This window comes from Corynebacterium sp. HMSC06C06 (assembly GCF_001807295.1).
Classification (GTDB): Bacteria; Actinomycetota; Actinomycetes; order Mycobacteriales; family Mycobacteriaceae; genus Corynebacterium; species Corynebacterium striatum.
Genome location: NZ_KV788472.1, coordinates 1 through 19,028 on the forward strand (window position 1 = coordinate 1; position 19,028 = coordinate 19,028).

At 56.8% G+C, this 19,028-nt stretch carries 14 protein-coding genes; 5 read left to right on the forward strand and 9 right to left on the reverse strand.

Annotated features, from left to right (window positions below):
• Positions 1-182: 182 nt before the first annotated feature.
• Positions 183-641 carry a transcriptional regulator NrdR gene (nrdR, locus tag HMPREF3153_RS02190; protein ID WP_034656841.1) on the forward strand — a complete coding sequence of 153 codons (459 nt, stop codon included), beginning with the start codon at positions 183-185 and terminating at the stop codon, positions 639-641.
• A 17-nt stretch (positions 642-658) separates the two neighbouring features.
• Here nrdR and hrpA read toward each other — a convergent pair whose 3' ends face one another.
• On the reverse strand, positions 659-4,564 hold the full coding sequence (hrpA, locus tag HMPREF3153_RS02195; RefSeq protein WP_070419894.1) for an ATP-dependent RNA helicase HrpA: 3,906 nt from the start codon (positions 4,562-4,564) through the stop codon (positions 659-661).
• A 120-nt stretch (positions 4,565-4,684) separates the two neighbouring features.
• Between hrpA and HMPREF3153_RS02200 the strand changes: the two genes are divergently transcribed.
• The gene (locus HMPREF3153_RS02200; protein WP_070419895.1) at positions 4,685-5,740 is read left to right on the forward strand and encodes a hypothetical protein; all 1,056 of its coding nucleotides are present in this window, start codon (positions 4,685-4,687) and stop codon (positions 5,738-5,740) included.
• A gap of 99 nt (positions 5,741-5,839) precedes the next feature.
• Here the strand turns inward: HMPREF3153_RS02200 and HMPREF3153_RS02205 are convergent, their stop codons facing one another.
• Complete coding sequence (locus tag HMPREF3153_RS02205; RefSeq protein ID WP_070419896.1) at positions 5,840-6,802, reverse strand: hydrogen peroxide-inducible genes activator; 963 nt, start codon at positions 6,800-6,802, stop codon at positions 5,840-5,842.
• 158 nt (positions 6,803-6,960) lie between these two features.
• On the opposite strand from HMPREF3153_RS02205, the gene HMPREF3153_RS02210 reads away from it, so the two are divergent.
• Positions 6,961-7,554, forward strand: coding sequence for a peroxiredoxin (locus HMPREF3153_RS02210; protein ID WP_005529057.1), 594 nt, complete (start codon positions 6,961-6,963; stop codon positions 7,552-7,554).
• Between the two features lie 82 nt (positions 7,555-7,636).
• The gene (locus HMPREF3153_RS02215; protein ID WP_070419897.1) at positions 7,637-8,161 is read left to right on the forward strand and encodes an alkylhydroperoxidase, AhpD family; all 525 of its coding nucleotides are present in this window, start codon (positions 7,637-7,639) and stop codon (positions 8,159-8,161) included.
• 281 nt (positions 8,162-8,442) lie between these two features.
• Here the strand turns inward: HMPREF3153_RS02215 and HMPREF3153_RS02220 are convergent, their stop codons facing one another.
• Positions 8,443-10,986: a DEAD/DEAH box helicase gene (locus tag HMPREF3153_RS02220; RefSeq protein ID WP_070419898.1), complete on the reverse strand. Its 2,544-nt coding sequence runs from the start codon at positions 10,984-10,986 to the stop codon at positions 8,443-8,445.
• A gap of 63 nt (positions 10,987-11,049) precedes the next feature.
• Positions 11,050-12,144 carry a PAC2 family protein gene (locus HMPREF3153_RS02225; protein ID WP_070419899.1) on the reverse strand — a complete coding sequence of 365 codons (1,095 nt, stop codon included), beginning with the start codon at positions 12,142-12,144 and terminating at the stop codon, positions 11,050-11,052.
• A 338-nt stretch (positions 12,145-12,482) separates the two neighbouring features.
• Between HMPREF3153_RS02225 and HMPREF3153_RS02230 the strand changes: the two genes are divergently transcribed.
• Positions 12,483-13,601, forward strand: a complete 1,119-nt coding sequence (locus HMPREF3153_RS02230; RefSeq protein WP_070419900.1) for a DUF4192 domain-containing protein — start codon at positions 12,483-12,485, stop codon at positions 13,599-13,601.
• 1 nt (position 13,602) lies between these two features.
• Here HMPREF3153_RS02230 and galE read toward each other — a convergent pair whose 3' ends face one another.
• From galE to HMPREF3153_RS02255, 5 genes are all read right to left on the reverse strand, one after another.
• A complete protein-coding gene (gene galE, locus HMPREF3153_RS02235; protein ID WP_070419901.1) occupies positions 13,603-14,589 on the reverse strand; it encodes a UDP-glucose 4-epimerase GalE in 987 nt (328 codons plus the stop codon).
• Positions 14,590-15,270 (reverse strand): metal-dependent transcriptional regulator, encoded by a 681-nt coding sequence (locus HMPREF3153_RS02240; protein ID WP_070419934.1) that lies wholly within the window; start codon positions 15,268-15,270, stop codon positions 14,590-14,592.
• 290 nt (positions 15,271-15,560) lie between these two features.
• On the reverse strand, positions 15,561-16,574 hold the full coding sequence (locus HMPREF3153_RS02245; protein ID WP_005529064.1) for a sigma-70 family RNA polymerase sigma factor: 1,014 nt from the start codon (positions 16,572-16,574) through the stop codon (positions 15,561-15,563).
• 177 nt (positions 16,575-16,751) lie between these two features.
• Complete coding sequence (locus tag HMPREF3153_RS02250; RefSeq protein ID WP_005529065.1) at positions 16,752-17,504, reverse strand: helix-turn-helix transcriptional regulator; 753 nt, start codon at positions 17,502-17,504, stop codon at positions 16,752-16,754.
• 113 nt (positions 17,505-17,617) lie between these two features.
• A complete protein-coding gene (locus tag HMPREF3153_RS02255) occupies positions 17,618-18,994 on the reverse strand; it encodes an L-serine ammonia-lyase (RefSeq protein ID WP_046645338.1) in 1,377 nt (458 codons plus the stop codon).
• Positions 18,995-19,028 lie beyond the last annotated feature (34 nt).

Genomic DNA, 19,028 nt, shown 5'->3' on the forward strand with positions numbered 1-19,028 from the left:
GACTCCGTGTCCAAAAAGCCCATGGACATAACATGTAAAGCCTTTGCTGGGCCTAGGTGTCGGGCCCAGCAGATGAGCATAAATGGCATCGTGCGGGAATCGGGCAGTACACTAAATGCGGTCTCAACGCCCGCCTCTCACATGTGAGTGGCGGATGACGTGGAAGAGGAAGGAACCGCACGGTGTATTGCCCGTTTTGCCATAATGAACAGTCACGAGTCATTGACTCTCGTGTGGTTGATGCAGGAACAGCAATCCGGCGCCGCCGTGAATGTGCCTCATGCAAAGGCCGCTTTACCACAGTCGAGAAAGCTGTCTTGTTGGTCGTCAAGCGAAATGGCTTGGCTGAGCCTTTCAGCAGGGACAAGCTGATTCGCGGTGTGCGTCGCGCATGCCAAGGCCGTGACGTAACGGATGACGCGCTGAAGAAGCTTGCCCAAGAAGTAGAGGAGACCGTGCGTAGCCACGGTTCCTCCCAGGTCAATGCCAATGACATCGGTCTCGCTATTCTCGAGCCACTACGTGACTTGGATGAGGTTGCGTACCTGCGCTTCGCATCGGTCTATAAATCCTTTGAGAGCGCGGACGACTTTGAATCAGAGATCCGACTCATGCGTCGCCGCGACCGCGATAGCTTTTAAGCCCTTGGCTATGTGATTTAGCGCAGCTTGTCTACTGCTTTTTGGATACGGCGCAGCGACACTGGGTGCGCCGTGCCGAGGCGTTGCGCGAAGAGCGAAACCCGCAGCTCTTCCACCATCCAATAGATGTCCTTGACCTCCCGCGTCTTTGCGCGCCCGGCTGGGAGAGTCCGCAAGCGGTTGGCCAGATAGGCCTTGGCCTCCTCGACCTCTGCTTGACGGTCAGCGTCCTTGTCCGGGTCGAGGGACATCTCCTCCAAACGGATTCGGATCGCCTGCATGTAGCGGGGAAGATGACGCAGGTGCGTCATGCCATGGATGGTGATGGCGTTCTTCGGCAGCAGGAACTCCATCTGTGCCTTCATGTCGTCAATGGTAGGGCCATCCCAGTGCGCGAGTTCAGCGCGCAGGTTTGAGTACTCCGCAAGTCCCGGTGCAATTGCCACTACCGACTGCCGAACCCGGCCGGCAACCTTCGGCTTGATGGCGTCGAGAAGCGTGCGGAATCCCTCCGGGGAGCGCTGCGGGCCGCCTTCCTCCAGCATGAGATCGCGGATCGCCGCCACTCGAGCATCGTTGACCAATCCTTCAGCGCTACCGTGAGGATAGGCGTCCACCGCTACGCGCTGCTGCAAGGGTAGCCCCTTAACCATCTGCTGGTGGTTGACCGAAATCTCCCGCATGAGCAACGTCAACGTCGTGGTCATCATCGCCGCATCTGCCGCAGCCTTAGTCGGGTGAACCTTCAAAGAGACACCCTCAGCAGAGGCCACGAGTGCCGGATATGCGGTGACTTCGTGGCCATCAACCACGGTCGTTACTTCCTCATCAATGGTGCCCAACGTATCCGTGGTCCATTCCTTCACTGCCTTCGACTCAGACTTTCGTCCCACGCGGGAGACCGAGGACTTGATGTGCCCGGCCTGGCGGCGGACCAATGCGGCTAGGTCCCTGTCAGAATCAATGATCTTGCCGCGCTTATCCACGGCAGCGTAGTTCATCCGCAGGTGTGCCGGCAGGGCGGAAGCCTTGAAATCTGTGGCGTCGATGCCCTGGCCACCGAGCTCACGGAGCACGTCGGCAAGCTGCTGCGTAATCGATCCCTCATATGGGATAAGCCGCGGCAGCGCCCGCTCCGCGAACTCAGGCGCCGGGACCACCGTGCGGCGAATCGCCTTTGGCAAGGAACGGATAAGTTCCGTCACCAGCTCAAGGCGCAGGCCCGGAACCAGCCAATCGAAGCCTTCAGTATCCAGACCCGCAAGCAGCGGTACTGGGACCATCAGCGTCACGCCGTCGAGTGGGTCACCTGGCTCAAACTTGTAGGTCAAGTCGTAATCGATAGAGCCTTTCAGCCAGCGATCCGGGAATGCCTCCTCGGTGACGTCATGGGTGTCCTCAATGAGCTTGTCTGGATCGAAGTCCAGCAGATCTGGAGATTGGTGCCGCTGCTTCTTCCACCAAGAGTCAAAATGACGTCCAGTAGTAACCTTTGCTGGAATGCGTTGGTCATAGAAGTCGAAGAGAGTATCCTCGTCCACCACGAGTCCGCGGCGTCGTGCTTTGTCCTCATACTGTGCCGCTTCCTCAAGCTTTTTCACATTGTCGTGGAAGAAGTGGTGATGAGTGTTCCACTCGCCTTCAATGAGAGCGTTGCGGATAAACATATCGCGTGCTGCTACGGGGTCGACGCGATGATAGGGCACCGTGCGGTCGGTGACGATGGGCACGCCATAGAGCGTCGAACGCTGCGTTGCTACAGCGGCCGCGCGCTTGCGTGACCACGTCGGATCCGAATAATTGTGCTTGAGCAGGTTGGCGCCGAGCTTTTCCACCCAGGCAGGGTCGATCGCGGCGACGTCGCGTGCCCATAGGCGGGAGGTCTCCACGAGTTCTGCTGCCATGAGAAACTCCGGGGGCTTCTTGGCCAGTGCAGAACCTGGAAACACAAGGAAGCGGGTGTTGCGGGCGCCATGGAATTCCTTGGAGTTGCCATCGCGGGCACCAATGTTGGACAAGAGCCCGGACAGCAGCGACATATGAATGTCATCGGGCCGGCGTTCGGTGGCCTCCTCATGGTTCCACCCGAGCTGCTTGGCGACGTCGCGTAATTGGCGCACCAAGTCAAACCACTCGCGGATACGCATGTAGTGGAGGAAGTCCTTCTTCATACGCTTGCGGAAGGCATTGCCGCTCAGCTCATTGCGGGCATCCTGCACGAAGTCCCAGAGATTAAGCATGGCCAAGAAGTCTGAAGACTTGTCTTTAAAGCGCGCATGCGCTTGATCTGCTTGGGCCTGGAACTCGAGCGGGCGTTCGCGGACGTCTTGAATTGTCATGGCGGCAACGATGACCATGACGTCCGCGAGGCAGCCGGAGCGGTGTGCCTCGACGAGCATACGCGCCATGCGCGGGTCGACTGGGATTCGCGAGAGGTCACGGCCGACGCTAGTCAGTACCGGAAGCCCGTCCTTTTCTTCTTGCGGGCTCAGAGCGCCAAGCTCGTGGAGGAGCAAGAGGCCATCGCGCACGGCCTTTTGCTCTGGCGGCTGGACGAATGGAAACTCCGAGATGTCTCCCAAGCGCAAGGAGATCATCTGCAAGATGACGCTGGCGAGGTTGGTGCGCAGGATTTCTGGATCGGTGAACTCAGGGCGGGAGAGGAAGTCCTGCTCGGAGTACAAGCGAATCGCGATGCCGTCCGCAACACGGCCACAGCGTCCTGAGCGCTGGTTGGCGCTTGCCTGCGAAATCGGTTCGATGGGCAGACGCTGGACTTTGGTGCGGGTGGAGTAGCGAGAAATGCGTGCCGTACCTGTGTCAACGACATAGCGAATTCCGGGAACGGTCAGAGAGGTCTCGGCAAGGTTGGTGGACAGGACGATGCGGCGGCTACGGTGTTCAGAGAACACGCGGTGCTGCTCTTCGTTGGAAAGGCGTCCAAACAGGGGAGTGACCTCAACGCCGCTCCACTTGCGGGCCTCGATTGCCTCCATGGCGTCGCGAATGTCACGCTCGCCGGGGAAGAAGCAGAGAATATCTCCCTCTCCCTCGGCCATGAGCTCTTCGATTGCCTCGCAGAGTCCGTCGATAGGGTCTTGATCGACGACTTTGCCTGCCGCTTCGAATTCAAGGGGACGATAGCGAATTTCTACCGGATAGGTGCGACCGGATACTTCAATAATCGGCGCTGGGTTGCCTTCGGCATCTGCGAAGTGGGTGGCGAAGCGCTCTGGGTCGATGGTTGCAGAGGTGATGATGACCTTGAGATCGGGGCGCTTCGGCAAGAGGCGTTTGAGATAGCCCAGAAGGAAGTCGATGTTGAGGGAACGCTCGTGGGCCTCGTCAATGATGATGGTGTCGTAGGCATTGAGGAAGCGGTCACGTTGCATCTCTGCCAGCAAGATACCGTCCGTCATCAGCTTGATCGCGGTCGTATTTGAAACCCGGTCGTCGAAGCGGATGGCATAGCCTACGGATTCGCCGATCTTCTGCTCCAGCTCATCTGCGATGCGCTCTGCCACGGTACGGGCCGCAAGACGGCGGGGCTGGGTATGCCCAATGAGCCCGCGACGCCCCCGGCCTAGGTCAAGACAGATCTTTGGAATCTGTGTTGTCTTGCCAGAACCAGTCTCACCCGCGATGATGACCACTTGGTTATCGCGGATTGCGTCGGCAATATCGTCTTTGCGTGCCGAAACCGGCAGTGCCTCGGGGTAGGAAATGGCGGGGACGGCGGCGTCGATTAGCGCGACGCGTTCGCGGGCTTGTTGGATATCGTCCCCGATTGCGGTGAGTGCTTGGGGGGAGCGTGCCTTGCGCAGGCGGCGTCGGAAAGCGCGTGCGTCCTTTAAAGAAACCTCATCGAGAGCTGCAAAAAGCTCGTCGCGGGTCGGGGATGAGGATTGTGAAAGATTTGTCATAGCTGGTGGGAAATTCTACCCGTCCAGCGTGAGGCATGAAAACGTTGATAAGCTAATACTGATTGTTACGAAAGTTTAGTCGAGTGATTTTGATTAACCGGAATCAAGGAGGAAGCCACAGTGTCCAACCCATTCGGTGCAGATGGTTCGAGCGGTGACGATAAGTTCAACAACCCCACCGGGAATAACGACTTGCCTCGCTACGAACCCACTAATCACCCAGAAGACCGCCCCGATTATGGGCTGCCTTCCTACGGTAGCTACGGCGCGCAATCTTCCGAGCCTGGTTATGCAGGTACAGCAAACGGCAATGCTTATGGCTCGTATGGCTCCTATGGTGCAGGAAATCTTTCGGGACGCAACCATGCCGCACCTGCCTACACCGGCCCCGTCTCCGCAACAAAAGCCATCGGCTGGGGATTCCGTGCAACCTTTGCCAATTGGCAACTATGGATTCTTGGTGCCTTTGCGGTAATTGCTGTCACCCTGGTGCTGTCCTTTATCGGTGCAGCAATCTCCGGTGGATTGTCTGGCGGTTCCGAGGAAGCAACTGCAGCTGGCAGCCTGTCCAGCATGGCTGTGAACATTTTGTCATCACTGTTCAGCCTCATCGTTAGCCTGTTAGTGATGCGATTGGCGTTCTACCAGATTGATGATCCCGCTACGTCGTGGGGATACGTGGGTAAAAACGTGCGCTGGGTACAGCCGTTTGTGGTTGGCTTGGTGGTCAACATTGTTATTGGCGGCCTGATGCTCATTAGTTTGCTTATCTTTGGCGGTGCAACCTTCGTTGCACTGTTCAACGGCGATATCGAAGCTGCACTGTTCAACGGCGATATTGAATCAGATGGTGACGCCATGAAGGCTGTGTCTACGATCCTGGGATTCGTGGCTGTAGCCATGTTGATTAGCTGGTTGATTCAGCCGTTGTACGTTCTTATGCAGTGGTTTGCCGCTGACGGTGAGTCTATTGGTGATGCTTTCAAGAAGGGCTTTGCGGCCGGCAAGGCTAACTACGGTCAGCTGCTTCTGTTCAGCTTCTTGATGCTTCTCTTGGCTCTCGCCACTATCTTGACGCTGGGATTGGGCATGCTGGTCATTATGCCGGTAAGCATGCTGGCCCAAGCGCACATCATGCGCCAGTGTGCGAACCGTTATGCGCCCGAAAGCGCCTAAGCATATTAGCTAATCGCTTCTCCCAGAAGTCAGAACAAACTCCCCGGTTGCACGTTCTTTGATGAACCGTGCAGCCGGGGATTTGCGATCGCCTGGCCTCTACTTAGCTGGGTTTTCGACGGACCGGGAGCGTTTCAGCGCATCTTCGAAAGCTTTGGTGACTAGGTTTCCGAACTCGCGAAACTCGTCAGCACGTGCGGCAGAGTTGCGGAATACGAGGCCAACGTTGCGTTCTGCAGTGACCGAAGAATCGAAGTGTGCGACCTCGAGGCGAGGGTTGATGCAGTCTGTTGCAATAGCAGACTCTGGGACCAGCGTGGCGCCTAGGCCACCCATGACCAGTTGTAGGATCGTGGTTAATGAAGAAGCTCGAGTGACCGAATTGGTAGCTTCTGACGGGTTGACGCGAGCTTTCCGGCACAGGTCGAGGACTTGGTCACGCAGACAGTGGCCGTCATCGAGGAGGAGCAGGTTGAGATGGTCAAGATTGCTCAGCTTGAGATCATCACGGCCAGCCAGTGGGTGCTCGGGATCGGTAACGACAACGAAGTTCTCGGAATACAAGGAAACATCAACCATGCCGGCAGCTTCGGAAGGCAGCGCAATGATGGCTAGATCAAGCTGCCCATCGCGTAGTTTTTCGAGAAGGTGGTCCGTCTGTTCCTCCACGAATCGGGGCTCCAAGCCCGGATACATTTCCAAAATCTCGCCCAAAAGCGCGGGGAGAATATATGGCGCAATCGTGGGGATAACGCCAATGGTGAGGGGGCCGGTTAACGTACCGTGTGCGCCCCGTGCATGGGCGAGAAAAGCGTCAGCGGCTTCCAAGGTTGCCTTGGCGTAGGGGAGAAGCTTTTCTCCCGTGGCGGTGACGATGACTTTGCGCGTGGAGCGCTCAATGAGCTGCACTCCAAGGCCTTGTTCGAGTGCGACTAATGCTTGGGAAAGGGAAGGCTGAGAGATTTCAAGCTTGGTTGCGGCGGTGCCAAAGTGCTTGTTTTCCGCAATGGTGACGAAGGTACGCAGCTGGGCGAGTGTAGGGCGATACTCTTTATTGTGCATGCCTATAACTCTAACATTTATAAATAGGATTTCCTATTGACACCGGAAGAATTAATTGGCATACTTGACGGTGTTGGGCAAAAGCCCTGGCAGTGGGATAAAATCCACTACTTTTATTGACGTATTAGCACTTCACCTATAAGGAGATGTCAGTTTCCATGCCTATCTTGACCGTTGGCGAGAAGTTCCCAGAGTTCGACCTCACTGCACTTAAGGGCGGTGACCTCCACGACGTCAACGCAAACCAGCCGGAGGATTACTTCGAGCAGGTTTCCCTCGATAAGTACCAGGGCAAGTGGAAGGTCGTGTTCTTCTACCCGAAGGACTTCACCTTCGTTTGCCCAACCGAGATCGCAGCCTTCGGCAAGCTGGATGAAGAGTTCCAGGATCGCGACACTCAGATTCTCGGTGGCTCCACTGACAACGAGTTCGCTCACTTCAACTGGCGTGCAACTCACCCAGAGCTGAAGGAAATTCCTTTCCCGATGTTCTCTGACATTCGCCACGACCTGATCCGCGCCCTCGGCGTTGAGAATGCTGCTGGCGTTGCAGACCGTGCAACCTTCATCATCGACCCGGACGGCATCATCCAGTTCGTTTCCGTTACTCCGGACGCTGTTGGCCGTAACGTTGACGAGGTTCTCCGCGTCCTCGACGCACTGCAGTCCGAAGAAGTTTGCGCCTGCAACTGGGAGGCAAACGACCCGACCAAGAACATCAACAAGCTCGACGTCGTTCAGTCTGCACTCTAAGTCTTTTTGAGCCCTGCCTCGCGAGAGCGCGGTGGGGTTTCGTTTTAAGCATCGCAATCGAAAACAATTTTTAGGAGCAACTATGTCTATCGAAAACCTGAAGTCTTCCCTTCCGGAGTACGCCAAGGATCAGAAGCTGAACCTGGGTTCCCTTTCCCGTTCCACCGAGCTCAATGAAGAGCAGCTGTGGGGTTCCCTCCTCGCAGCAGCCGCTGCAACTCGTAACGACACCGTGCTTTCTGAGATCATCGAGGAAGCAAAGGAGCACCTGTCTGAGGCTGCTGTTGAGGCTGCTCTCGGTGCCGCAACCGTCATGGCTATGAACAACGTTGCATACCGCGCTAAGGACTGGCTCGGCGATGACTTCGCTCAGGTCAAGTTCGGTCTGCGTATGAACATCATCTCCAAGCCAGGCGTCGAGAAGGCCAACTTCGAGCTGTGGAACACCGTTGTCTCCGCAATCAACGGCTGCGAGCACTGCCTCGTTGCACACTCCAAGACCCTGGCTGAAGAGGGCCTGACCAAGGAGCAGATCTGGGAGGGCATCAAGATTGCTGGTGTTATCCAGGCAGTTGCTCAGACCGTTCAGATCGAGGCTGCTCGCTAGTCTAGGACTGGTTTAAAGCCTCGCTAAGAGATTTATGACCCGCACAATCGTGCGGGTCATTTTCCGTCTCAGCACAAGAGCCACGAGGGTTACTGCTGCGACGGCCCATCCAGCGGCGCTCCTTGGTGCGAGAACTATCGCTAGCATCGGTAGCAGTGCGCCGCCGAATCGGGAACAGATTCAGCCGTGGAAATTGGGTTGCCCGAAACTTCGGCGGACTGGTCGTCAGAACGAATAGCAGGGGTGGGGTGGGATGTCGTCATGCTAGAAGCATAGGAATACTATCGTTCGATAATTAAGCTAGACAGTCGCACTTCGCCGGCCTCATCAGAAGCATCGAGGTCAATCACGGCGACGAACTGGTAACCATGGTCGCCTTCCGGATCTTTGATGATCTGCCGGACCTGCCACAAGCGGGTGTCCTGGCCCGAAAGACGGAAGAACTCAGGGCCACGTGCTGCGGGGCCAGAATCGATGTCGTCGTATTCGTCGAAGTAGTCATCGAGCGCCGCACCGAAATCGGGGATTTCCTCAAGGTAATCCAATAGCTCTGCAAGGCGTTCTTCTTTCTCTAACGCAAATAGCTGTACCAAACGGAACATGTAGTTGCGCACCATAATGCTAAACGCACGCCGGTTGGAGGTCAGCGCGGTTGGGTCCTCCACGCCAAAGGCAAGCTCGCGTTCCAGATCTTCCTGCGAGATAGGGGAGTCCTCGCCGGCCATCTCAGCCCATTCGTCCACGAGGGAGGAGTCAACCTGGCGGATGAGCTCCCCGAGCCAGACCACGACGTCGGAAAGCTCCTCAGTGAAGTACTCATCCGGAACGGACTGCTTCAAGGTGCGCCATGCATCGGTCAGATAGCGCAGAATCACTCCCTCCGAGCGCGCCAAACCGTAGGTCGCCACCAAGTCAGAGAAGGTCATGGCGTTTTCGAGCATGTCACGAACCACAGACTTCGGACGCAACTCGAATTCCTTGACCCAGGCGTTTGTTTCCGCGAAGGTGTCATAGGCCTGTTCTAACAGCTCCTCAAGCGGCTTGGGCCACGTGATTTCCTCAACGATTGCCATGCGCTCGGTGTAATCCACGCCCTCTGCCTTGAGCGCTGCAATCTCCTCGCCGCGGCGCTGTTTCTGTTGTGCGATGAGGACCTGGCGCGGATCATCCAGAATCGCCTCGTACACCGAAATCACGTCAAAGGTATACGTGTCCGATTCCGGATCAAGCAGACTCAGCGCGGCCAGCGCAAATGGCCCCAAAGGCTGGTTTAGCGCGAAGTCTCGCGGTAGCTCGCGGACCAAGTGATAGGGACGCCCGTAGATGTCGAGCCCCTTCGTGGACTTTTGCACCACACCTGAGTTCAACAGCCCGCGGAAGAGATCCAGAGCCGTCAAAATATCCTGGTTCTGCTTCGTGCGGGTGTCGTGATTGGTGCGCAGAAGGTGCTTCATGTGCTCGTAGCCATTGCCGTGACGGGCCAGCACATTCAGCAACATCGAGTTGGATACGCGGAACTGCGAGGTGAGTTGTTCGGGTTCAGCCTCTGTAAGACGCGCAAAGGTCTTTTCCGACCACGTCACGTCACCCTCACGCGCCGACTTTTTCTTCAGCTTCTTTAGGCGCGCCGGGTCATTGCTGAGCCGGCGGCGAGCCTTGGCATTCTCGATCTCGTGCTCGGGGGCCTCGACGATGACAGTGCCTTCAGTGTCGTAACCCGCACGTCCCGCGCGGCCCGCGATCTGGTGGAACTCGCGGGATTTAAGGATGCGCTGGCGCTGACCGTCATACTTGGCCAAGCCGGTCATGAGCACGGTGCGAATAGGGACGTTAATGCCCACGCCCAAGGTATCAGTACCGCAGATAATCTTAAGCAAGCCCTTCTGCGCTAAACGCTCGACCAAACGGCGGTACTTGGGCAGCATGCCTGCGTGGTGAACACCAATGCCACGGCGCAGTAGCTTGGAGAGGTCGCGGCCGAAGGTCGTCGTAAAGCGGAAGCTCGAAAGTTCCGCGGCTATTGCCTCCTTCTCCTCAGGCGTGATGATTCCAGAAAGGGAGGTCAGCGCCTGGGCGCGCTCCGACGCCTCGCGTTGGGAGAAGTGCACTACGTACACCGGAGCTTTGCCAGACTTTAGAATCTCTTCGATCGTCTCGTGAACGGCAGTGAATACGTAGGAAAAATCTAGGGGTACAGGGCGGGTGCTGCCGGCCACGAGGGTGGTTTCGCGCCCAGTGCGCTCGGTGAGGTCTTTTTCGAGCCAGCTGGTATCACCCAACGTGGCGGACATCAGCAGGAACTGCGCCTTGGGCAGCTCGAGCAACGGGACCTGCCAGGCCCAACCGCGGTCTGGCTCGGAGTAGTAATGGAACTCGTCCATGACCACTTGATCAATGTTGGCTTCAGCGCCGTCGCGAAGCGCAATGTTCGCCACAATCTCAGCTGTTGCCGCAATGATGGGAGCATTGCCGTTGACGGTGGCGTCACCAGTCATCATGCCCACGTTCTCCGCGCCAAAGATCTCGCACAAAGCGAAGAACTTTTCGGAGACCAGCGCCTTGATGGGAGCAGTATAAAAGCTGCGCTGCCCACGCGCGAGCGCAATGAAGTGCGCGGCGTTGGCCACCATCGACTTACCTGAGCCCGTTGGCGTGGCAAGGATGACATTGTCGCCCGCGAGAATGCCGAGCGAGGCCTCCTCCTGTGCGGGATAAAGCGAGATTCCACGCTGATTGGTCCAGCTGAGGAAAGTATCCCAGATGGCCTCATCGACGAGGGATTCTGGGACTTCGGCAAGATCGGGCAGCATCTGAGAAAGGTTCACCCTCACCACCTTAGGTGATGAGGGCGTGAGTGGCGACAAGCCCGTCGCACTGCTGGGATGGCGCTAGAAATCGTCGCCCAAGTCGCTCCTGCGGTCATCGGGGCTCTGTTCACTGGAGCCCTTGTCCTCGTGGCGCTCAGCTTCTTTGGATGTTTCTTCAGCTGCTCGCTCAGCGGCGTCCTCGCGGTCATCAATCTCACTGTCGAGAATATCGTGGAGCTGCGAAGAATCCTCGTCCAAGCCTGCGAGGAAGGCCTGGAACTCGGCGCCAATCTCGTCGCCGGAAGGCACGCCTTCTTCGCCCGGCAAGAGGGCGTTCGGGTGCTTCTCGCGGTAGCGCTCGTGGTAGTAGTCATACTGCTCCTCGAGCTGCTGGACGACGCCCGTGATCTCATCGGAGTCCATCACCTGCTCCTCCAGCTGCTGGCTGACGCGCGCGATGTCAGCTTCGAGGCTGCCAAGCGGTAGGTTCAGGCCAGCGGTGTTTGATACCGAGTTGAGCAGCGCGAACGTGCCTTGGGGGTACGGCGAAGAAGCCAGGTAATGGGGCACCGAGACGGTGTAACCAGCCACGTTGCGGCCCTTCTTATCCAGCGCCTTTTCCAAGAAAAGGGCAGCGGAGCCTGGAACCATGATGGTCTGTTCCATCTTCATCATGCGCCCCGTTAGCTCTTGGGAGTTGCCGTGAGCAGTAATGACCGTGGGGCGAGTGTGCGGCACAGGCATCGGGGCGGCGTAAAGGACGATGGTGTTGTGCACATCAAACTTCTCAGCGATGTTCACAACGGCGTCGGTGAAAGCTTCCCAGCGCAGGTCCGGCTCAAGACCAGACAGCAGCAGAAAAGACTTTCCGGAATTGTCTCGCAGGACCTTGATCCCTAAGTCGGTCGGCTCAATTTCTACCGTGCGATCTTTGTCGATGGTGACCATTGGGCGACGAGAACGGTAATCGATGAGCTCATCGCTATTAAAGGACGCCAACTGGCGGCTTTCGAGTGCGGCCTTCAGGTGGTCCGCAGAAGCCTCTACAGCCTGACCGGCATCTGCATAGCCGTGCATTGCAACGATCATGGTCGGACCCTTGTCCGCGTTGGAAGAATCCTTGACCACTGGGGCCGGATATTCCAATTCGTAGATGCGCTTTTGTTCTTCATGCATGCTTGCGATACCTCCTAAACCTGTGCCCGACAATACAGACCTGTCGTGCACTTATCGCTTCCAACACCACCTTGCAGGCAAGTATTCCTTTGGATTTTCACCAGTAGATATGATGAAGCCGGAAACCTAAGCCTAAGGAGGAGCCCTAATGATGAGCATTGTGCTGAAAGGTTGGTTTCTTGATCTTGCCCTATAAGGACAAGTTACGCTAGAAATTCGCCAAATAGCTGTGGATAACTTTGAAATTGGCGTGGCCTCGCGGTGAGTTATCCACAAAACTCGGGCACTGGGCAAATTGAACCTAGAAGTAGGTTGCATGCTTCCTGCACCCTAGGCGCATGACCAACTACTTGAACCAACACAAATCATCTGCACCCATCAATACGCCGGGGCATCTCCTTGCCAACGTACCTGGAGCCCTAGGGTTCTATCCCACGGATTCCGTCATATTCATGACCTTCGAGCCTTGCCCACAGGGGATGGCAATGGGACCCGTTGCTCGAATCGATTTTGACGATGCCCAGGAAGCCCTGCCGGAGATTTGGGAGACCATTGTCTCGCCCCAAACCGAGGGCGTGTTCGCGTTCTTTATCACTGAACGCCCCATGGACGAGGTGGAAGCGCTCGCTGAATGGATGTATGCGCTGCATAAACACACGCACGGAATGGATATCGATGCAGCGTGGCACACCACTGAGATTGTTACGGGCGCGCGCTACGAGATTCTCTTCGGGGTGGTAAACCACGAGGGGAATGGTCCCATGAAGAAGTGGCGGGAGGGGCCGATTCCAGCGCTTACCGACGCGCCGACCATGCAGCATTGCGTGGGCAAGGAGCTCATTCCTGAGCTTAGTAGGGAAGAGCTCTATCAGAAGTTTGCGTGTGATAATTCTCGTCTGTCGCGCGAGGAATCTAAGCGGATCGCGAAACGAGCTTTAGCCCACGCGCGCCAGTTTCGGGCGGAGGTAGAGCTGAGTGATGATGACCCGGACTCTGCCATTGAGGACTTCCTGGGTGATGCATGGTGGCAGCTGCGCTGTCTCGACGATTTAGACGCCACGCTTGGCGACGTCGAGGCTCTCGAGACATGTGCCACCTGGATGGCTACCACGTGGTCCAGGGACCTAGTCATCGCGCAGTTGTGCCAACAGCCAGACAAGGCAAGCGTGCTCCTCCTTGCCACTGCCCGCACCTTTGAGGGCGTCATCCGGTATAACGCGCTCGCGCTGTATGTCATTACTCAGATGCAGCTTGATCGCGGTCAACTAGCTGGCCCTGCTCTAAACGTCTTAACCGAGGAAGCGCCAGAACATTCGCTGGGTGGTTTGGTGCATCAGATCTTCCGCCTCGGGCTTTCGGAGAAACTGGTGGATGTATTGCGTACAGCGTCCGGCGTGGCTCGCCAGATGGTCGGGCAGGCGCGGCACGACGCTGAAGGCGCTGGGGAGGTGGCTTGAGCTAGACGCGCTTTGCGGAGTGTGCTTTGTCGCCCAGTTCCTTGGTGAAATTCCACGCGTCGGTGACGATGGTCTCTAGGTCAGTACGAGTGGGGTTCCACCCGAGCTCTGCCTTGATCTTCTCGGAGGACGCAACCAGGGTGGCTGGGTCGCCGGCGCGCCGGGGTGCGATCTCCGCGGGGATCTCGTGGCCGGTGACCTTGCGGCACATTTCGATGACTTCCTTGACGGAATAACCGTCGCCAGAGCCCAAGTTGTAGATGCGGTGGGTGCCTTCGGTGTTGGTTTTCAGCGCCAGAACGTGGGCATCTGCGAGGTCGCGGATGTGGATGTAGTCCCTGATCGCGGTGCCGTCGGCGGTGGGGTAGTCATCGCCGAACATGAAGATCTTGTCGCGGTGGCCAAGCGCCACCTGGAGTACCAGCGGAATGAGATGGGTCTCGATGGCACGGTTCTCACCAATAGAGCCGTATGCGCCGGCGACGTTGAAGTAACGCAGCGAGGTAGCGCCGAGCCCGTAGGCCTTGGCGAAAGACGTGATGATGTAGTCGATGGACAGCTTTGATGCACCGTAGGGATTAGTAGGCTGAGTCGGCATATCCTCCGTGATTGGAACCTGCTTTGGCTCACCATAGGTCGCAGCGGTGGAAGAGAAAACAAGGTTCTTTACGCCGTGTGCACGCATGGCGTTCAAAAGTTTGAGGGAGGTGACTACGTTGTGCTCCCAGTAGTCTGCTGGAATCTCTACCGACTCGCCGACCAACGAGCGGGCAGCGAAGTGGACTACGCCTTCAAAACCACCTTCGGCAAGTACCTCTTCGACAACATCGGCTACGTCACCTTCAACAAGGCGTGCCCCGGCGGGGACGGCTTCGCGATTGCCGGTGCTGAAATTGTCAATGATCGTGACGTCGTGGCCTTCTTCGACCAGAACTGCCGCGCAAACAGAACCTACGTAACCGGCACCGCCGGTGACTAGAAGCTTCACTTATTTCACCTCAATACGAATTGCGTGTGCGAGATCATCAAGTAGTTCGATGGTGGCACCAGACTCGGTGGTGAGGGTGACTGTGCCATTGTTGTTCACGACGGTGACGGGCGCGCCGACAACGACTCCTGCTTCGTAGATTTGGCGGAAGGTCTCGGTATCTACCTGCAGAATCTCATTGATCTGCATGATTGTTGCGGGAGTCTCTTCGCCGTTGGGCAGATCGATGGCACGGGTGCCGCTTGGAATATCCCTGTCTTCAGAGCCGAGCTGATCAAGAGCTGGGATTGGATTACCAAAAGGGGAGCGGGTGGAATCAGGAAGTACGGCAACAACGCGTTTTTCCACTTCTTCACTCATGACGTGTTCCCAGCGGCAGGCCTCGTCGTGGACCTTGTGGATGTCGAGCCCGAGGACGTCAGTAAGCAGGCGCTCTGCAAGTCGGTGCTTGCGCATAACAGCGGTGGCTAGTTCGCGACCTGCGGGAGTGAGATCTAGGCTGCGGTCAGTGCGAACGCGGAGCAGACCATCGCGTTCCATACGAGCGACAGTTTGGGACACCGTAGGACCTGACTGCTCGAGACGCTCAGCGATACGGGCGCGCAGCGGCGTGATGCCTTCTTCCTCAAGCTCATAAATAGTACGTAGGTACATTTCAGTGGTATCAACGAGGTCCCTCACGTGGGCAAACCCTTTCTGCATGATAGGGAGCGCCGAAAATGCTGCCGACCATTCCTCGGAGAGAAGAGCGGCCGCCTAGCTCGGTGCCTTCGAACAATAACTAAACAATACCGCACTTTGTGGCCTAAGTAGCTTAGGTCTAATCGCATTTACTACTTAGCCGGGCAGTATGGGCGGTTACCCACCTACCTATTAAACGCAAAGACCCTACCGGGTATTCCCTATAAATGGGAATTTCTCAGGCAGGGTCTGTCATCTCAGGATTTGTGGGCTTAAATGCGTGGGAAAGGCTACAGCGCGTACTCGCGGAGGCGATCCGCACGATTGCCGTCTCGCAGCTTTGCCATCACTTCGCGCTCGATCTGGCGGACGCGTTCGCGGGAAAGCCCAAATTTACGGCCAATCTGGTCGAGCGTGCGCGGGACACCGTCGTCCAAGCCATAACGCAAACGGATGACATCCTGCTCGCGTTCTTCCAAGGTTTCGATGACGCCACGGATGTCGGAGTGACGCATTGCGGCAACGACTGCGGTTTCAGCATCCGTTGCTTCTGCATCCTCGATGAAGTCGCCGAGTGGTGCTTCTTCATCGGTGCCGACTGGCATATCCAAGGAAACAGGGTCGCGGGATTGGCGGAGGAGCATCTCAATCTTCGACTCCTCGATACCGGACTCTTCAGCGAGCTCTTCGTTGGTGGCTTCGCGGCCCAAGGACTGGTACATCTCGCGCTTGATGCGGGAGAGCTTATTGACCTGTTCGACCAAGTGGACTGGGAGGCGGATGGTGCGCGACTGATCTGCCATGCCGCGGGTGATGGCCTGGCGAATCCACCACGTTGCGTAGGTGGAGAACTTGAAGCCCTTGGCGTAGTCGAACTTCTCCATGGCGCGGATGAGGCCAAGGTTGCCTTCCTGGATTAGGTCGAGGAGCGGCATTCCGCGACCGGTGTAGCGCTTGGCCAATGAAACGACGAGGCGAAGATTTGCTTCCAGCAGGTGGGAACGAGCCTTCTTGCCCTCGCGAACCAAGATCTTGAGGTCGCGCTTTTCAGCGCGGGTGATCTTTTCTGCATTCGCGAGTTTGTACTCTGCGTAAAGGCCAACTTCGATGCGCTGGGCGAGTTCTACCTCGTCTTCGGCGCTGAGCAGAGCAGTTTTGCCGATGCCGTTGAGGTAAACGCGAACCAGATCGGCGGAAGGATTGTCATTGGTTTGATTACGACGCGAACCGCGATCAACTTCCTGCTCTTCTGCGAGTGAATCTTTACCAAGGTCAGCAGCGGTGCTGTCGGACTTGTTGGCCATGTCGAGCCTCCTGAGGTTGCGGCTTGTTACAACATGTACAACGACCCTTGGATTCTTTTAGTTCCCGTGTCTAAAAACTTTTCGAGTTCTAGGCCGGAAAAGGGCAGAACCTCCCCGCAAATGGGGGAGGGTCTGGGAGGGGCTTGCCAAAGGCGCTAGAAGCGTGGAGCGAGGTACCTAATTGCGCACCTTGACTAGATAACGGTAGATGGTGGGTTCGGAGACCCCAAGGCGTTGTGCTGCTGCGCTAATGCCACCTTTGAGGAGGAAGAACCCGTTTTCTTCCAGGGTGCGGACAACTTCGATGCGTTCATCGCGTTGCATGCGATCAACGGGGGCATTTTGGGTTGCAATAGCGGCATCGAGCATCGATTCGAGCAAATTCTCAACGTTGTCGCGGAGAGATTCGCTGACCGCTTCTTCCTCGGCAGTGGGCTGGGTGACAATGGTCTGAGCGACCTGGGCGCCTGGGTATCCGCCGAAGGCTTGGGTCTTGTCCTTGGCTTCTTCGGTGCTGCCAATGAGGAAGTTGGCAGCGTTGCGGATAGCAACAAGATCCGAAATGTCCACATTAATACACAGCATGCCGCGCATGTGGCCAGTCGAATCGCGGAGGAAATAGCTGGAGGAGTGGCAAATCTTTCCCTCAGCATTGACAGCCCGGTAACCGGTCATCATGGGTACTGCGGCTGCGTCGCCTTGCTTCATAAACCATAAAGCGAAGTCCGTGACCGGGCCGCCGATTTTGCGTCCTGAAATATGGCCATTTGCGATTGCAATGATGGACTGGTCCGGTACATCGAGATCGTGCAAGACGATTTCAGTGTTGGGGCCCAAGGCTTGGCCTAGAAATTCGACGAGAGGTACATACTGCCCGAGGAAATCTTGGTCAATGCCGTGACTGTTGAGCTCATTCATCAGTTGAAGCATGTCCTTGTGTTCCTGACATTTAGATAGATGGATAGATATTAGCACAAAATAAGGCGGATGAACACGAGCGGCGTAGCGCTGTGTTCACCCGCCCTTTGGGTGACTTCGGAATGCTAGCCGCACACCGGAATTGGAGGATGAACAGCCAACGCGAGCCCGCCTTGTGAAGTCTCGCGGTACTTGGCATTCAAGTCCTTGCCAGTCTTGTACATGGTCCAGATGACCTCGTCGAGGCTGACGCATGGCTTGCTCTCACGTTCGAGGGCCATGCGGGCACTGGTGATCGAGTCAACTGCAGCCACAGCATTACGCTCAATGCAAGGGACCTGTACTTGGCCGAGGACTGGGTCACAGGTCAGGCCAAGCTTGTGCTCCATGCCAATCTCGGCAGCTACGCACACTTGTTCTGGGGTGCCACCCATGAGTTGAGCCAAGCCACCTGCGGCCATTGAGCAGGCAACACCGATTTCGCCTTGGCAACCGACCTCTGCACCCGAGATGGATGCATTCATCTTGTACAGCGAAGCAATTTGGTTGCAAGCGAAAATGTAGTCCGCGAACATATCCTCGGTAACTGGCTCGACAAACTTGTCGTAGTACGCAAGCACTGCTGGAACAACGCCGCAGGCGCCGTTGGTTGGGGCAGTGACAACGCGGCCACATGATGCGTTTTCCTCTGAGATTGCCAGTGCAAACATGTTGACCCAGCTGAGGATGTTCAAGCCGTCATGTGGCTCTTCCTTTTCCAAGCGACGCTTTAGGGCAGCCGCGCGGCGCGGGACGAGAAGGGAACCAGGCAGCGGGCCGTCGGAGGAGGAGCCGCGGACAATGCCGGTGTACATGACGTCGCGAACCTTGCGAAGGTGCTCACGAACTTCTTCTTCGGAGCGAAGCGCAAGCTCATTAGCCATGCCCAATTCTGGGAGGGTCATGTTGTTCGTCTCGCACAGGGCAAGCATTTCAGCAGCGCTGGCGTAGGTATAAGGAACCTTGATGTTGTCCTCGCCGCGCTTGGCAAAGTCTTCCTGGGAGACAATGAACCCGCCGCCGATGGAGTAGTAGGTCTTGTGCAGGAGCTCTTCTTCGTCGTCGTCGAAGGCGATGAGGCACATGCCGTTCTCATGCATCGGTAGGTATTCGTTGTGGAAGAAGAAGCCGCCTTCCTTCGGGAAATCAACTTCGCGGGTACCGCCAAGCATGAGTTTTTCGGAGGCATGGATGTTCTTGACGAACTCGGAGATCCCGTCAATGTCAACGGTTTCCGGCTCCTCCCCGGCAAGGCCCAGGAGGATGGCCTTGTCAGTGGAGTGGCCGATACCTGTTAGAGACAGGGAACCGTAGACATTAGCTTGAATGCGAGTGACGTGCTCGAACAGTTCCTTTTCCTTGAGCTCATCAACAAACGCCTTGCCAGCTTTCATTGGGCCAAGCGTGTGTGAGCTTGAGGGACCGATACCAATCTTGAACATATCGAAGATGCTGATGAACATTGCTTTTCCTTGAATCCTCAGGGTTTCCAGATTT

What these genes read in the sequence shown, in the direction of transcription:
- HMPREF3153_RS02250 (WP_005529065.1), bottom strand. Translation starts at nt 17,504, where the DNA reads ATGCTTCAACTGATGAATGAGCTCAACAGTCACGGCATTGACCAAGAT.
- HMPREF3153_RS02210 (WP_005529057.1), top strand. Translation starts at nt 6,961, where the DNA reads ATGCCTATCTTGACCGTTGGCGAGAAGTTCCCAGAGTTCGACCTCACT.
- HMPREF3153_RS02225 (WP_070419899.1), bottom strand. Translation starts at nt 12,144, where the DNA reads ATGCATGAAGAACAAAAGCGCATCTACGAATTGGAATATCCGGCCCCA.
- HMPREF3153_RS02205 (WP_070419896.1), bottom strand. Translation starts at nt 6,802, where the DNA reads ATGCACAATAAAGAGTATCGCCCTACACTCGCCCAGCTGCGTACCTTC.
- HMPREF3153_RS02255 (WP_046645338.1), bottom strand. Translation starts at nt 18,994, where the DNA reads ATGTTCATCAGCATCTTCGATATGTTCAAGATTGGTATCGGTCCCTCA.
- HMPREF3153_RS02230 (WP_070419900.1), top strand. Translation starts at nt 12,483, where the DNA reads ATGACCAACTACTTGAACCAACACAAATCATCTGCACCCATCAATACG.
- HMPREF3153_RS02215 (WP_070419897.1), top strand. Translation starts at nt 7,637, where the DNA reads ATGTCTATCGAAAACCTGAAGTCTTCCCTTCCGGAGTACGCCAAGGAT.
- hrpA (WP_070419894.1), bottom strand. Translation starts at nt 4,564, where the DNA reads ATGACAAATCTTTCACAATCCTCATCCCCGACCCGCGACGAGCTTTTT.
- HMPREF3153_RS02245 (WP_005529064.1), bottom strand. Translation starts at nt 16,574, where the DNA reads ATGGCCAACAAGTCCGACAGCACCGCTGCTGACCTTGGTAAAGATTCA.